Source organism: Halpernia frigidisoli (genome assembly GCF_900113805.1).
Lineage (GTDB): Bacteria > Bacteroidota > Bacteroidia > Flavobacteriales > Weeksellaceae > Halpernia > Halpernia frigidisoli.
Map to the genome: position 1 here is coordinate 78405 of NZ_FOQT01000005.1, position 14253 is coordinate 92657.

General features: G+C 34.7%; 12 protein-coding genes and 1 tRNA gene. 6 read left to right on the plus strand and 7 right to left on the minus strand.

Annotated features, from left to right (window positions below):
* Window positions 1–10 precede the first annotated feature (10 nt).
* Window positions 11–2281 (minus strand): polyribonucleotide nucleotidyltransferase, encoded by a 2271-nt coding sequence (locus BM238_RS12670; RefSeq protein WP_090081879.1) that lies wholly within the window; start codon window positions 2279–2281, stop codon window positions 11–13.
* Between the two features lie 324 nt (window positions 2282–2605).
* Between BM238_RS12670 and BM238_RS12675 the strand changes: the two genes are divergently transcribed.
* Window positions 2606–2848 carry a GlsB/YeaQ/YmgE family stress response membrane protein gene (locus BM238_RS12675; RefSeq protein ID WP_090081883.1) on the plus strand — a complete coding sequence of 81 codons (243 nt, stop codon included), beginning with the start codon at window positions 2606–2608 and terminating at the stop codon, window positions 2846–2848.
* 142 nt (window positions 2849–2990) lie between these two features.
* Here BM238_RS12675 and rpsO read toward each other — a convergent pair whose 3' ends face one another.
* Window positions 2991–3260: a 30S ribosomal protein S15 gene (gene rpsO, locus BM238_RS12680; RefSeq protein WP_090081901.1), complete on the minus strand. Its 270-nt coding sequence runs from the start codon at window positions 3258–3260 to the stop codon at window positions 2991–2993.
* Window positions 3261–3424: 164 nt separating this feature from the next.
* Here rpsO and BM238_RS12685 point away from each other — a divergent pair, with 164 nt between their 5' ends.
* From BM238_RS12685 to BM238_RS12695, 3 genes are all read left to right on the plus strand, one after another.
* Window positions 3425–4003: a hypothetical protein gene (locus BM238_RS12685; protein WP_090081905.1), complete on the plus strand. Its 579-nt coding sequence runs from the start codon at window positions 3425–3427 to the stop codon at window positions 4001–4003.
* 77 nt (window positions 4004–4080) lie between these two features.
* The gene (gene mgtE, locus BM238_RS12690) at window positions 4081–5397 is read left to right on the plus strand and encodes a magnesium transporter (RefSeq protein WP_090081908.1); all 1317 of its coding nucleotides are present in this window, start codon (window positions 4081–4083) and stop codon (window positions 5395–5397) included.
* A 9-nt stretch (window positions 5398–5406) separates the two neighbouring features.
* Window positions 5407–6129, plus strand: coding sequence for an ABC transporter substrate-binding protein (locus BM238_RS12695; RefSeq protein WP_090081911.1), 723 nt, complete (start codon window positions 5407–5409; stop codon window positions 6127–6129).
* A gap of 28 nt (window positions 6130–6157) precedes the next feature.
* Here the strand turns inward: BM238_RS12695 and BM238_RS12700 are convergent, their stop codons facing one another.
* Window positions 6158–6607, minus strand: coding sequence for a GAF domain-containing protein (locus BM238_RS12700; protein ID WP_090081915.1), 450 nt, complete (start codon window positions 6605–6607; stop codon window positions 6158–6160).
* A gap of 11 nt (window positions 6608–6618) precedes the next feature.
* On the minus strand, window positions 6619–8046 hold the full coding sequence (locus BM238_RS12705) for a nicotinate-nucleotide adenylyltransferase (protein ID WP_090081919.1): 1428 nt from the start codon (window positions 8044–8046) through the stop codon (window positions 6619–6621).
* Window positions 8047–8100: 54 nt separating this feature from the next.
* On the opposite strand from BM238_RS12705, the gene BM238_RS12710 reads away from it, so the two are divergent.
* Together BM238_RS12710 and BM238_RS12715 are read left to right on the plus strand one after the other, a co-directional pair.
* The gene (locus BM238_RS12710; RefSeq protein ID WP_090081923.1) at window positions 8101–8868 is read left to right on the plus strand and encodes an MBL fold metallo-hydrolase; all 768 of its coding nucleotides are present in this window, start codon (window positions 8101–8103) and stop codon (window positions 8866–8868) included.
* A 172-nt stretch (window positions 8869–9040) separates the two neighbouring features.
* A tRNA-Leu gene (locus BM238_RS12715) sits at window positions 9041–9122 on the plus strand.
* A gap of 970 nt (window positions 9123–10092) precedes the next feature.
* Here BM238_RS12715 and BM238_RS12720 read toward each other — a convergent pair.
* Genes BM238_RS12720 through BM238_RS12730 form a run of 3 tightly spaced genes read right to left on the minus strand, consistent with a single transcriptional unit; the run spans window position 10093 to window position 14147 of the window.
* Complete coding sequence (locus BM238_RS12720; protein WP_143093393.1) at window positions 10093–10902, minus strand: hypothetical protein; 810 nt, start codon at window positions 10900–10902, stop codon at window positions 10093–10095.
* The gene (locus BM238_RS12725; RefSeq protein ID WP_090081930.1) at window positions 10899–12170 is read right to left on the minus strand and encodes a zinc metalloprotease; all 1272 of its coding nucleotides are present in this window, start codon (window positions 12168–12170) and stop codon (window positions 10899–10901) included. Before BM238_RS12725 ends, BM238_RS12720 begins: the two co-directional genes overlap by 4 nt.
* Window positions 12171–12182: 12 nt before the next feature.
* Window positions 12183–14147 carry a type VI secretion system Vgr family protein gene (locus tag BM238_RS12730; protein ID WP_090081933.1) on the minus strand — a complete coding sequence of 655 codons (1965 nt, stop codon included), beginning with the start codon at window positions 14145–14147 and terminating at the stop codon, window positions 12183–12185.
* Window positions 14148–14253 lie beyond the last annotated feature (106 nt).

The following is a 14253-nucleotide window of genomic DNA, read 5'->3' on the forward strand; positions in this document are numbered from 1 at the left end:
GATTTAAATCTTAATTATTTTCAGAATTCTGACCATTTTCCGGTCTTGGTCTGTCATCTCTCTGCTGAGGTCTGTCGTTGTTATGTTGCGGACGCTCAGTTCCACGGTCATAATTGTGCTGTGGACGATCGCCTTGTGGACGGTCTTCTCTAGCCGGTCTTTCCTCACGTGGAGGTCTTTCCAACAAAACTTTACGGGAAAGTTTCATTTTCTTACGGTCATCAAAGCCCATAAATTTAACTTCTACCATATCGCCTTCATTGTAAGGAACTTTATCCAAACGCGCCCATTCGATTTCAGAGATGTGAAGTAAACCTTCAACACCTTTTGCAATTGCTACGAAAGCACCAAAATCCATCACTTTGACTACTTTACCATTATAAACTTCGCCTACAGTTGGTACGAAACAGATTTGTTTGATTGTTGCGATAGTCGCATCAATATTTGCTCTTGAAACCCCAGAAATCTCGATTCTACCGATATTGCCAATTTCTTCAATCGCAATAACCGTTTCGAAATCTTTCTGCATCTGCTGAATGATTTTCCCTCCAGGTCCAATGATCGCGCCAATGAAGTCTTTGGAAATTTCCATAACTTCCATTTTCGGAGCGTGTGGTTTCACATCATTTCTTGGTGCATCTAATGTTTTCATCATTTCACCTAATATATGCAAACGTCCTTCTTTAGATTGATTTAAAGCGGTTTCCATGATTTCCATGGTTAAACCTTCTACTTTAATATCCATTTGGCAAGCCGTGATTCCTTTTTCAGTTCCTGTTACTTTGAAATCCATATCACCTAAATGATCTTCGTCTCCTAAAATATCAGAAAGCACTGTGAATTTTCCAGATTTTGGATCTGTTATTAATCCCATTGCAATCCCGGAAACGGGTCTTGTAATTTGCACACCTGCATCCATCAACGCTAAAGTTCCGGCGCAAACCGTTGCCATAGAAGATGAACCGTTGGATTCTAAAATATCAGAAACAATACGAATTGTGTAAGGATTTTCTGTTGGGATCATATTTGCCAACGCTCTTTGCGCTAAATTTCCGTGCCCTACTTCACGTCTTGAAGTTCCTCTTAAAGGTCTTGCTTCACCCGTAGAAAATGGTGGGAAATTATAATGTAAAAAGAATTTTTGATCGTAATTAATGGCAACCGTATCTACCATATTCGCATCTTTCACAGAACCTAAAGTTACTGCCGTTAAAGATTGCGTTTCACCTCTTGTGAAAACTGCAGAGCCGTGAGCGCCTGGTAAATAATCAACTTCTGACCAAATTGGACGAATTGTATCTGATTGTCTACCGTCTAAACGAACACCTTCATTTAAAACCATTTGACGCATTGCTTCTTTTTCCACATCGTGGTAATATACTTTTGCGAAAGGTTTTACTGTTGCTAATTCCTCTTCAGAATATTGTGCTAAAAAGTCAACCAAAACGGCTTTAAAGTTTTCACTTCTTTCTTCTTTTGCAGAAGGTGAAGTTGCTACAGCGTATACTTTATCATAAGTTTCTGCCCAAACTTTCTTGCGAATTTCTTCGTCGTGGTTTTCGTGGGAATATTCTCTTTTTGTTTTGCTTGATTCAATTCTTGCCGCTAAATTTTCCTGCGCCTGAACCTGAACTTTAATTTCTTCGTGTGCATATTTAATCGCTTCGATCATTTCAGCCTCAGAAATTTCTTTCATTTCGCCTTCTACCATTACGATAGAATCTTTAGTTCCGCCCACCATCATATCAAGATCTGCTTTCGCAGCATTTTCCATACTTGGGTTGATAGAAAGTTGTCCGTCGATTCTTACAACTCTAACTTCAGACATTGGTCCGTTGAAAGGAATATCAGAAACTGCGATCGCTGCGGATGCGGCTAAACCGGCTAAAGTTTCCGGCATTACTTCTTTATCATAAGAGATCAAAGAGATCATCACCTGAACTTCCGCGTGAAAATCTGATGGAAAAAGTGGACGCAAAACGCGGTCAACTAATCTCATTGTCAAGATTTCTTCGTCTGAAGGTCTTGCTTCTCTTCTAAAAAAGTTTCCCGGGATTTTTCCGCCTGCGTAGAATTTTTCTCTGTAATCTACTGTTAATGGTAGAAAATCTACACCTTCTTTGGCTTCTTTACTGGCGACAACAGTTGCTAAAAGCATTGTTCCGCCACATCTTACGACAACAGAACCATCGGCTTGTTTCGCTAATTTTCCTGTTTCAAGCGTGATTTCACGCCCATCTTTTAATTGAAATTTTTCAATAATTGCTTGTGGAGCATTCATAAATTGTAATTGTTTCTTCTGTGCAATCCGTATTGATTGCGGTTAATATATAAACTTGTTTTACGCGTGCGAAGATACGGAATTTTTGATGACTGTCTAACTCATCATCATCCCAACTTTAAAGTAAAAATTTTAAACTAATAATTAAAAAAGATAGTACTTTATATAGAAATTTTAACATTTAAAAAAAGTATGAAAACCATATTTTAAAAATAATATTTTAAGATTTATTTCGGTTTCACGGGAACTTCCGAATAACTTCGGCATAAATTTAGATGTGATTTTCGCCAATTAACAACTATTAACATTTAAAAATTTAACATTATGGGTATTTTATGGACATTAATTATCGGAGGAATTGCAGGTTGGCTGGGTTCATTAATCTTTAAAGGCGGAAGTTTGGGATTGATTGGCAATATAATCGTAGGAATTATCGGTGGATTTATTGGCTACTGGCTTTTAGGCACATTTTTCGGAACTGCAATTGTTGGTCAAATTTTAACAGGCGCCGTTGGTGCAATTGTTTTACTGGCAATTATAAATTTGCTAACCGGTAGAAAAGTTTAATAAAACGTCATTTATTAATATAAAAGCAACTCATATTTGGGTTGCTTTTTTTATTTAATTTTATTAAAAATATTTAAACATAAAAGCAAAAAAAAACCGCTTCAAAAATGAAACGGTTTCTAAATTTTTTATCGCTAAAAGATTATTTTCTTAATCCTAATTCTGCAATAATAGCACGATAACGTAAAACGTCTTTCTTTTTTAGATAATCTAAAAGTGCTTTTCTTTTACCTACCAAAAGTACAAGAGATCTCTCTGTTGCGTAATCTTTGTGGTTCTTTTTCAAGTGACCTGAAAGGTGGTTGATTCTGAAAGTGAAAAGAGCAATTTGCCCTTCCGCTTTTCCTGTGTTTGCTGATGTTTCGCCATGTTTTGCGAAAATTTCTGCTTTTACTTCTGGTGTTAAGTACATTCCAATATTATTTTAAATGATTATTATGTAACGGCGGCAAAAGTACGATTTATATTTTAACCGAGAAACTTTAATTTAACCAAAAATAAAATTAACGTAAAATTTACAGGAAATATCCTATAATATTACAATTATGGTCGTATTTTTGTAACAGCAAAATCCGAATGAAAAAAGTTTTATTTTTTGGAATCGTTATCACCGCAAGTGCGTGCATCATAATCAGTTGCGCCGCTGCAGGAAATCGCGTAGAATATATTAACAGGAATTTAAAATTGGTAAATGTGCAGCGGATCATCGTTTTTGATCCGGAAGTTTTTCCTGATGTTGATGAGATAAAGGAAGCGACAAATACCGCTTATTTTAGTGCATTAAGTGACGAAATGAAACTTTTAGGTAATTACAAATTGCTGCGCGTAAGTTTTGATACAACCTATGACCATTCAGAAGTTGAAACGTTAAAAGATCTTTGTATAAATAACCGCGCAGAAGCCATCTTAATTCCAAAAGTTAAATACTTTAAAGTAGGTATCGGAAAATATGTTTTTTCTAATCAGGTGACGGTAAGTATTAAATTATATGATGCTGCAGGTAATTTTGTAATAGAAACTTCCTACAACACTTTCAAAACTAATGGAAGAATGCTTGGTTCAGCAGAAAATTCCATCAAAATCGGTACTATTGGCGCGATCAAAAAAATGTCGCAGCAAGTGAGAAGCAATAATATGATCGAGAGAAAGCTCTAGTTGATATTAATAAAATTTAACTGCCTTTTTAAATAAATTTCCATTATTTTTGCGCGACCAAATAATGCTGTTGTTTTATGACTACGGAACAAATTTTAAATCCTGCCGATATTGCTGAAAATCTGAGTGAACTGCACGCAGATAAAAGGCTTTTGGCATTTTTAAAGCTTCCCAAAGAATATAAAGCAGAGGTTTTTTCACATTTGGATCCCGATTTTCAGGAAGAAACCATCCGAAGTATTGCTTCGCACGAAGTTGCAGACATTTTAAATGAAATGTCGCCGGATGACAGGACGCAGCTTTTTGAAGATTTCCCGGATGAACTCATAAAATCCTCGATCAATCTTTTAAATCCGCAGGAAAGACGCGTTGCGCTTAAACTTTTAGGTTACGATTCCAATTCCATTGCGCGTTTAATGACACCTTATTACATCCAAATTCGTAAAGAATGGACGGTAAAAAGATGTTTTCAGCAGATAAAACGAGTTGGCGAACGTGTGGAAACAATGAACTTTCTTTACGTTGTTGACGAAAAAAATGTTCTTATTGACGATATCACGATCGGGACTTTGCTTTTAGCAGAAGAAGATCAGTTAATTTCTGAATTGACAGATAACGAATTCGTCGCCATTAATACGACAACCACAAAAGAAGACGCGGTTCCCTATTTTGAAAAATATGACCGAAGTGCATTACCAATTGTTACAGATTCCGGCGTTTTGGTGGGAATTGTTACAATTGATGATATTTTAGATCAAATAGAATCTCAAAATACTGAAGACATTCAGAAATTTGGTGGTTTGGAAGCCTTAGACGATCCTTATACGCAGACTTCGCTTTTAGAAATGGTAAAAAAACGTGGCACCTGGCTGATTATTTTATTCGTTTCCGAAATGCTTACGGCTTCAGCCATGGGATTTTTCGAAGGTGAGATCCAAAAAGCCGTTGTTTTGGCATTATTCGTTCCCTTGATTATTTCGAGTGGTGGAAATTCCGGTTCACAAGCTGCAACTTTGATTATCCGCGCCATGGCTTTGCAGGAAATATCGCTGAAAGACTGGTGGTACGTAATGAAAAGAGAAATTTTCACAGGATTGCTACTTGGTGGAATTTTGGGAATTATCGGCTTCACAAGAATTATGGTCTGGCAAAAAACAGGCATTTACGATTACGGCGAATTTTGGCCATATATCGGTTTTAGTGTTGGAATTTCCCTGGTCGCGATTGTTCTTTGGGGTACAATTTCAGGCTCTATGATCCCCTTTATTTTAAAGAAATTAAACCTTGATCCCGCAACTTCCTCGGCGCCATTTGTTGCTACTTTAGTAGATGTTACCGGCTTAATTATTTACTTCACTGTTGCAGGTCTTTTTCTTTCTGGGAAACTTTTATAACTTTCTTTGATGAGAATTATTTCGCTTGTTCCTTCAATCACTAAAACTTTATTCGATCTCGGTTTAGGAAATCACGACTTGGTTGGAAGAACTAAATTCTGCATTCATCCTGAAAACCTGGTTAAAAATATTCCCATTATTGGTGGAACTAAAAATCTAAATATTGATAAAATTAAAGAATTAAAACCCGATTTAATTTTAGCCAATAAAGAAGAAAATACAAAAGAACAGGTTGAAGAATTACAGCAATATTTCAGAGTTTGGGTTTCTGATATTAAAAATTTAAAAGACAATGAAAATTTTCTTTGGGAACTGGGAATGCTTTTAAAGAAAAATAAGGAAGCTGAAGAAATTAATAAAGAAATTGAAACTATTTACAGTCATTTTAAAGGAAATCAGCCAAAAAAAGTTGCGTATTTAATTTGGCAAAATCCTTATATGACGATTGGCGGCGATACGTTTATCAATGAAATATTAGAAAAAATCGGCTGTGAAAATATTTTTAAAAATAGAACAAGATATCCTGAAATTAATTTAGAAGACATAAAAGACGCCCAATATCTTTTTCTTTCGACCGAACCTTTTCCTTTTAATGAAAAACACGTTTTAGAATTACAAAAACTTTTACCAAATGTGAAAATTTTACTTGTAGATGGTGAAGCATTTTCCTGGTTTGGAAGTCATATTGCTGAATACAAAAAATACTACCAAAATTTAGTTGATAGTATTTAATTTATTTTAAACCTATTTAAAAGATTTCTTAAATAATCTTCCCAACCTCCTCACAAAGCCATTCGAGCATTTCTTTGTCTTCCGTTGTAAATGGATTTATTTTGTGAGAATCAATATCGATCTGACCAACATTTTCCCCATTTTTAAAAATTGGAACTACGATTTCTGCCTTAGTATCGATGGAACACGACAAATAATTATCCTGCTCTTTTACATCAGGCACTTCAAAAGTTTCGTTCGAAACTGCAACCTGTCCGCAAATTCCTTTTCCGTAAGGAATTATAGTATGATCTGTTTCTGCGCCAACATAAGGTCCAAGTTTTAATTCATCTTTGTCACCGTTTTTAAAGTAAAATCCTGTCCAGTTAAAATAGGATATTTCCTGATCAAGCAACTGACAGATTTTTTTCAGTTTTATTTCTGTATTGTGAGTTGGACTTTCTAAAATAATTGAAAGTCTCTTTTTTATATCAGACATTTTTTAATTTTTTATTTAAATTGTTCAAAAGTAAGTTCTTCGCGATAGCCGAACATTCCGCGTTCCTTGATCATTTCTGCAACGCCTTTTGGCAACTGATCTTCCCAACCGGCTTCGTTAGTTGCAATTTTTCTCAAAATTTCACGGGAATATATTTCAGAATAATCGGGGTTAATATTAACAATATCGACAATTCTGTCGTTTATTTTAAAATATTTGTAAAGCTCTTTAAGATTATTATTAACTTTTAAATTGTTAGAATCCAAAAGTTCATGCGTCACCGGATCTTTGTATGGATAAAGGTAAACGCGCATATCTTTCCGGAAAAATTTACCAAAAGCTTCCAAAATTCCACCAGATAAATTTTTATAATATTCCTCGTCAAAAACATCTAAAAGATTATTTACGCCCATTGCAACGCCAATATATTTATTGGTAAATGTGGCAAAATATTCTACCATTCTGTAATATTCTGAGAAATTAGAGATCAAAATATTGTAACCTAATTTAGCCAAAACATCTACTCTATCTAAAAAATCCCGTTCATCAATATCACCAAAAGCACGAAGATTGGCAATTGTAATCTCAAATAAAACCTCGGTTTGCTTTTTCTCACAACCGGCATCTTTGGCAAACATATCGAGTCCGTTTTCAAACATATCAATATTGACCAGCGTCACAGGACGAAAACTTCCCCGAACAGCAAAAATATTCTTTTTGTAAAGTACATCCGCGGGCAACATATTATTGCCGTCAGAGTTAAAAATAACAGCTTCCGTCATTCCCAATTTTACGAGTTGCAAACTCATCAAACGGTTTTCAACGTATTGAAAAACCGGTCCGCTAAAATCGATCATATCAATCTCGAGTTTATCAAGAGCAATATCGTCGTATAAAGATTCTATTAATTGACGTGGATTGTCCTGATAATGATAAGCGCCATAAATTAAATTTACACCTAAACTTCCCAGAGTTTCCTGCTGCAAAGTGGCGTCGTTTTCGATAAATTTTACATGAATAACGATCTCATTATAATCCTCATTTTCTTTAGTTTGAAAACGAATTCCGACCCAACCGTGACCTTTCATGGTTTTGTCAAAATTTATTGTCGTCACTGTATTCGCATAGGAAAAAAAACGTTTACCGGGATTAGATTCACGATCTAAGCGTTCTTCAATTAAAGAAACTTCATACCTCAACATTTTTCGCAAGCGTTGCTGCGTAACGTATCGGTTTTTATATTCTTTACCGTAAATGGCGTCGCTAAAATCTTTATCATAAGCAGACATTGCTTTTGCAATCGTCTGTGAAGCGCCACCTGCTCGAAAAAAATGACGAACGGTTTCCTGTCCGGCGCCAATTTCCGCAAAAGTTCCATATATAGACGAATCTAAATTTATCGCTAAAGCCTTCTGTTTCGGCGTCAATTTCTGAGTCATCCTTTACATTTAAATTTTTGTAAATTTACCAAAATAAAACCAACCTCGAAAACAATGAAGTTGAAATTTTTAGGAACCGGCACCTCGCAAGGCGTCCCGGTAATTGGCTGTAAAGACGAGGTTTGTACTTCCAAAGATTTAAAAGACAGGCGCTTTCGTGCCTCCGCTTTGATTACTTCAAATTCAGGAAAAAAAATCCTTATTGATTGCGGGCCAGATTTCAGGATGCAAATGCTGGACAATGATGAATCTCAAGTTGATGCAGTGCTGATAACCCATGAACACACGGATCACGTCATTGGTTTGGATGATCTTCGACCTATTATTTTTCGGAATAAAAAAGATATGCCGATCTACACATTGCCGAGAGTTGTGCATGAAATTAAAAATAAATTTCCTTACGCGTTTACAGAAATAAAATATCCCGGCGTTCCGACTTTCGAAATTAATGAAATTGGCGCTGAAAAATTTACCGTAGAAAATGTAGAGATCACGCCAATTCCTGTGATGCATTATAAACTGCCAATTTTGGGTTTTAAATTTAAAAATCTGTGTTACATAACGGATGCCAGTTTTTTTCCAGAAGAAACATTTCCTTTATTAAAAGATCTGGATGTATTAATTATCAACTGTTTGCGAAAAGCACCGGAACATATTTCTCATTTTGTTTTGCCGGAAATATTAGAACTCAATAAAATTTTAAAACCGAAGAAAATCTATTTAACTCATATCAGCCACGAATTTGGTTTGCACGAAATCGTTCAAAAAGAATTACCGGAAAATATTTTTTTAGCTTATGACGGTTTGGAAATTGAATTTTAGCTTTTGGGATGAAAATTTTACACTTTAGATTTTAGATTTTAGATTTTAGAAGGGAATTTCCAGTTAACCGATTAAATAAATTTTAAATAACCATTTTTAAAAATTTAAAATATTTTGGTGTAAAACTTTTAAAAATAAATAATAATGCTATATTTGCAAACCAATTTAGCAAGCCCGGTTGGCGGAATTGGTAGACGCGCTAGACTCAAACTCTAGTATCTCACGATGTGCCGGTTCGATTCCGGCACCGGGTACTTTAAATGCTGCTAATCTTTTGATTAGCAGCGTTTTATGTTTTTATAAGTTGAAATCTGTCCGCAATTTGTCCGCAATTTATTTTTTACACATTTTGTAAGTATAAATAAAAGGTTTTTGTATTGCTAAATTTCAATTACTTTCAAGCTGATTTACATTGAATACATTACCTTATTCGACTAATAAATTAATTAATACTTTCTTTTATAAATGGATTAGATTGATAAGAATTTTCATATTACTTATTCTTCAACAGATTTATTAAATATCTACTGCACTTAAAAAGGTTATATCCCTATACCACTGAAATACAATAATTTAAAAAATAATTGATTACAAGTATTTATATTATAATTTTAAATAATTATTGTAATTTTATTATGTTGCATTTAAAATCCTATTTTATCAAATTTTATTCTTTAAAAGAATAATTAAAATTTTGTACGATAAATCATAAGTTATTTGAGGATTTCTTGATGAAGAAAATATAAGAGCTACTGAAAATTCCCATGGAGGCTTATCAGAATTTTGAAATGGAGCACACCTGATCTTCTACACATTCTGCCGACAAAACAATGGCAACAGTAAGATCGAGATAAGGAACATCAAACCCGGTAGAGTCTACCCTATATCTGCACCAAAAAAAACAGATATTATTTTTTTGGCACGAGCGTGATGATCGCGCCAGCTGGGCTATCAACTTTTTCTAAAATTTATTTTTTTTACCAGAAAAAAAAGCCTCTGAACAAATGCTTTAAGATAATTACAATTTGCTGATTATATATTTTGAAAAATATTTCAATTAAAAGGTTTTTATCAAATCGAATTTTGACATAATTTTTTAGATAAAAAATGGTAGAAATTTTAATTTAAAAAAAATATTACTAAAAAGATAATGTTAGATTATTTTTAGTTATTCTTCTTTTAATATCATATGCAAATCATTCACTAAAAGTGATCGAACAAAAATTACGGTCTTTTATCTTCACGGTATGAAGTACTTTTTACAACACCAGTATTGGCGTCAATCGTATAGTCAAAATATCCGAAAGGATAAATATCTTTCGTTACTTTCCAGAAGTTAGCTTCTAATGAAATTGTTATATTTCTTCTTTCAACATCACTGTTGGCATTTAAGATCTTTCCATTATATTTTTCAGCTGCTAGTTTTTGTATAATACGTTCAGGAGTAATCTCATTGATATCAATTTGATTATCAAATAAGTGAAAACGCAGTTTCTCCTTATCTTGATCTTTAACATTTGTAATTATCGCCTCCTTTTGTAATAACGATAAAAGATCTTTAAATTTCACCTTCATATTAGCATCAAAACCAGAATTAACTTCCGTCTTCTTCAGGTTACCATCCACATCGTACTCTTTTACACTTAGTGAATTGTAAAAAGGCGGAATTGCAAGCGTCCCAATGAAGGAATTGGTTTCCTGTTCTATAATACCACTCGGATAAAAATCTTTTATTGTATAAAATAATGAAGGAGGAAGTGGAGTTATCATTTTTCTATAATAGATTTTATAACCATCTTCCTTATTTTCCCACTTAGAATATTTTACGACAGTTCCATCTGAAAGCGTGTCTTCCATTTTTGGCATATTATTTTCGTTTGCTTCTGTAATAACATCAGGATAATTTTTAAATCTGCCTAAATCTATGGTTTCGCTGTTCATAATTTTTTCTTTTTGATGTGCAGGAGAGTCTTTATCCTGTCCATTGCAGGAGGATAAAATAATTAGAAATATAGTAATTAATATATTTTTCATGAAACGGACCGGTTTAATATTTTCCACTGGAATTTATTTGTGGAAAATCTTTTTTTACGAATCTGATGTGTGTAATCCATTATGTTATCAGTTTTTCTATATTCAAATGTAAACTGACTGTCATTATCAAATGTATGGTATAATCCCATTGCGTGCATTAATTCATGCGCAGTACTAGAATCATTTCTATTTCCAAATGCTGCAACAACTTTTGTATTGCCTATACCTTCAGCAACTCCATTCAAGCTCAATGAATTTGGCATCATATAAACCCGATAATGATTTCTATAAATGCTGTTAGCTGGATTATCAAAGAAAGCACTCTCCAGTGCTGAGTGTATCGATCTCCAACGAGATAGGTCCATCACAACATTACCGGAAGGATCTGTTGTTGTAAAAAATAAATTGAAGAAAAATCCTCCTACTACAGTAGGTGAAGTTTTTTCAGAAATATTAGCGTTGAGATAGGATTGTTTCATCGCATTTCTTGTTAAAACTTTTTCATTACCTTTTACAGCGCCTGTTGCATTCATCTTTTCAACTGAAACAGGTATCATCAAAATATCTATATTTTTTACATTGTTGTTTGGTAAAACTCTTATCTCCCCGACTTTACTTGTCTGACCATTCTTTGTTGCCATCACTCTAATGCTTTCCGCTGAATTAAATATTTTTTTGCACTTTATACGTATACAACTGTCATCGTGATTTATACCAACTGCAACTGTAAACTGTTTCAAAATAGTCAACTCAAAAACATCAGTGTTATAAATATATTGCATACTATCAGCTTTTTCCTCTATGTGAACCACTGCATCCAAAATTGCAGTGTCACCTGATAATATGGTCATATTCGGAACATAATATTGACCCTTATACGTTCCAAAATTATTATACTGATTTAATATACTGCGATAATCTGCAGGACTGGGTGTAAAAACTGCGCCAGATTCTGACGCATAAACGGAGCCATAACTCCCGATTATCCCATTGTATCTGTTGTCTACTGCCAGATGACTATCATTAACTCTTACCCAATCAAAACCAAACTCTCCTTCCCAGGCGTTTGTTGGTCGAAAAAAAACTAAACATTTTGCAATAACGGGACTTGGCGGTGGAGATCCCGGTGTCCCGTAACTAACTCCATCCGATTTACCTTTCTGAATAACTTTCGAACCGCTGTTCACAATATTATCTTTAGAATAAACTCTGTAATTACCGCCGGTAATTTTAGTAATATTTCCTTTTACAATTCTCGTTCTACTCATGCTAATATTGAATTAAAAGTTATTACTTTTTTCAGCGCTATTATTTTGAACAATTTTATCAGAATGATGTTCGTGCGTTCCTGTACTTTGAGAAGTGATCTTTCCTTCACTCACTTCATTTCTCTCCATTTTTGTTTCACTGTGGACATCTCCGTCAATCATTTCCGTCAATTTTCCGGTGATAAATAAACTGGCATCACCAACTACAGAAGTCATTTTCATGGCGCCAATACTTTGTGTTGAATTTAATCCGATTGTTTGACTAATATTCATGCCTATACTTTCACTCGCGTCCATTCCCACTACCGTATTCATATTCTCCGCCACATTAATATTCATATTTTTACAGTTCAGCGTCATTGTTTCAGGTGCTGTAATGTTAATATTGCTTCCTGTCGTGTCTAAATGAATTTCATTTCCGGATTTATCAGTAATAATAATGCTTTCATCTTCGGTAAAAATAATTTTGTGCCCGCTTCTGGTCTGAATAGATTTTACACGGTTATCTGTAAATCCACCTAAAGCCGTACCGCCATGAAACATTCCACCCATAACAAAAGGTTTATCCGGATGGTTGTGTTCAAAACCAACCATCACCTGATCACCAACTTCTGGGATGGCAACGTAACCCCTGTTTTGGGTGACCTCATCTGTTCCGCCCGCGTCCGGAGTCATCATTCTGATAAAATCTGTCGCATCATGCATTTGCCAGTCAAATCGTACAGAAACTCTTCCCTGTCCCAAAGGATCAGTATTAGAGATAACTGTGGCTAACTGTGGCTGCGCAACGGGATTTACGAATTCCGGTTGGGCCAGAAAACCTGTATCATTTGCGATGGCTTTAAAAGTACCTATATAATGACCGACCGTATCCACTGCGTGGGTCGTTTCCGTGATCATTACACGTGTAAAATGTGTAGTTTGATTACTTTCCTCCTTACGCATTTCAAGATCCGCAACACAGCCGGGATATAAAAAAGGAATGGTTGTGGTTCCGCTAACATGTAAAACTTCCACAGCTTTACTGCCGGAAGCACTGGTCTGGGAATACACTACATCTTTGTCCGTATTGGCGCGTATGGGTGCAATCTGTAAAGAAGGTGTTTTAAAAATGCTGCTTTCGCCGTCATTTTTTTTATAGGCAATATTTGCAAGATCACTTTTATGTGTTGCAGGCGTTAGACCTGAAGTTAGTTTTGCATTTTGGCTACTGTTATAGCCATAAAACGATGGTTTTGTATGTACTGCTTTAATCTGAATCTTAATGTCATTCACATTGCTGCCATAGATCAGTTTAACAGGCTGGTTTTGCGAAGGTAGTTTACCAAAATGAAGAACTTCACCATCATAGTAAAATTGTTCGCCGTAGGCTTCCGCCATTCTTGCGAGATAATTATAGTGTGTTTCATTGTATTGCGAACTGTAAATAATTTCAGAATAGTCATTTGCATCTACTCGCACATCATACTTCGCAGTATCTATACCTTCTTTGATCAATTGGTTAGCGATAATGCTCATATTTACCGGCTGTTCACCACCAAAACTCTGAATATGTGGTGCTCCATCTAGCAAAATTGTAGGGCTATAACCCGAGATTACAATATTTCCAAGACCACTTTGTTCCTGCAGGTAGGAGACTTCAGTGATAACCCCGACAAATGTGCGTTCGGGGCTATGGCTAATATCTTTATATTTTTGAACAACCGTTATCCTTTTGCCTAAAAAATCATTCGAAGATTCAAGATTTTGATTTTCTCTGCTGCCCAAAGAATCATAAGCCAGTATAAGTTCGAAACGGTGGTGTTTACCTGTATTTTGGCTTAAATTAAAATGTTTGTAATGGGAAATTATTTTACCGTCAATAACAATCAAAAGTTTAACAAGTCTATTTATACCAAAAACCTGGCTCGCTGAGATAGATTTTGAACTGTTATCCGGCTTAAATGAGGGTGTGGAAACACCGTTTGTATTTGCCATAATTTTAATTTTTTTTTGGTTATGAATCTTTTACAGATTTTTAAAGAGATGATGTAGTCAAAGTGGATTAAAGTTAAGAATTTTCAAAAGAAATGATCTAAATTTC

What these genes read in the sequence shown, in the direction of transcription:
- BM238_RS12670 (WP_090081879.1), bottom strand. Translation starts at nt 2,281, where the DNA reads ATGAATGCTCCACAAGCAATTATTGAAAAATTTCAATTAAAAGATGGG.
- BM238_RS12675 (WP_090081883.1), top strand. Translation starts at nt 2,606, where the DNA reads ATGGGTATTTTATGGACATTAATTATCGGAGGAATTGCAGGTTGGCTG.
- rpsO (WP_090081901.1), bottom strand. Translation starts at nt 3,260, where the DNA reads ATGTACTTAACACCAGAAGTAAAAGCAGAAATTTTCGCAAAACATGGC.
- BM238_RS12685 (WP_090081905.1), top strand. Translation starts at nt 3,425, where the DNA reads ATGAAAAAAGTTTTATTTTTTGGAATCGTTATCACCGCAAGTGCGTGC.
- mgtE (WP_090081908.1), top strand. Translation starts at nt 4,081, where the DNA reads ATGACTACGGAACAAATTTTAAATCCTGCCGATATTGCTGAAAATCTG.
- BM238_RS12695 (WP_090081911.1), top strand. Translation starts at nt 5,407, where the DNA reads ATGAGAATTATTTCGCTTGTTCCTTCAATCACTAAAACTTTATTCGAT.
- BM238_RS12700 (WP_090081915.1), bottom strand. Translation starts at nt 6,607, where the DNA reads ATGTCTGATATAAAAAAGAGACTTTCAATTATTTTAGAAAGTCCAACT.
- BM238_RS12705 (WP_090081919.1), bottom strand. Translation starts at nt 8,046, where the DNA reads ATGACTCAGAAATTGACGCCGAAACAGAAGGCTTTAGCGATAAATTTA.
- BM238_RS12710 (WP_090081923.1), top strand. Translation starts at nt 8,101, where the DNA reads ATGAAGTTGAAATTTTTAGGAACCGGCACCTCGCAAGGCGTCCCGGTA.
- BM238_RS12720 (WP_143093393.1), bottom strand. Translation starts at nt 10,902, where the DNA reads ATGAAAAATATATTAATTACTATATTTCTAATTATTTTATCCTCCTGC.
- BM238_RS12725 (WP_090081930.1), bottom strand. Translation starts at nt 12,170, where the DNA reads ATGAGTAGAACGAGAATTGTAAAAGGAAATATTACTAAAATTACCGGC.
- BM238_RS12730 (WP_090081933.1), bottom strand. Translation starts at nt 14,147, where the DNA reads ATGGCAAATACAAACGGTGTTTCCACACCCTCATTTAAGCCGGATAAC.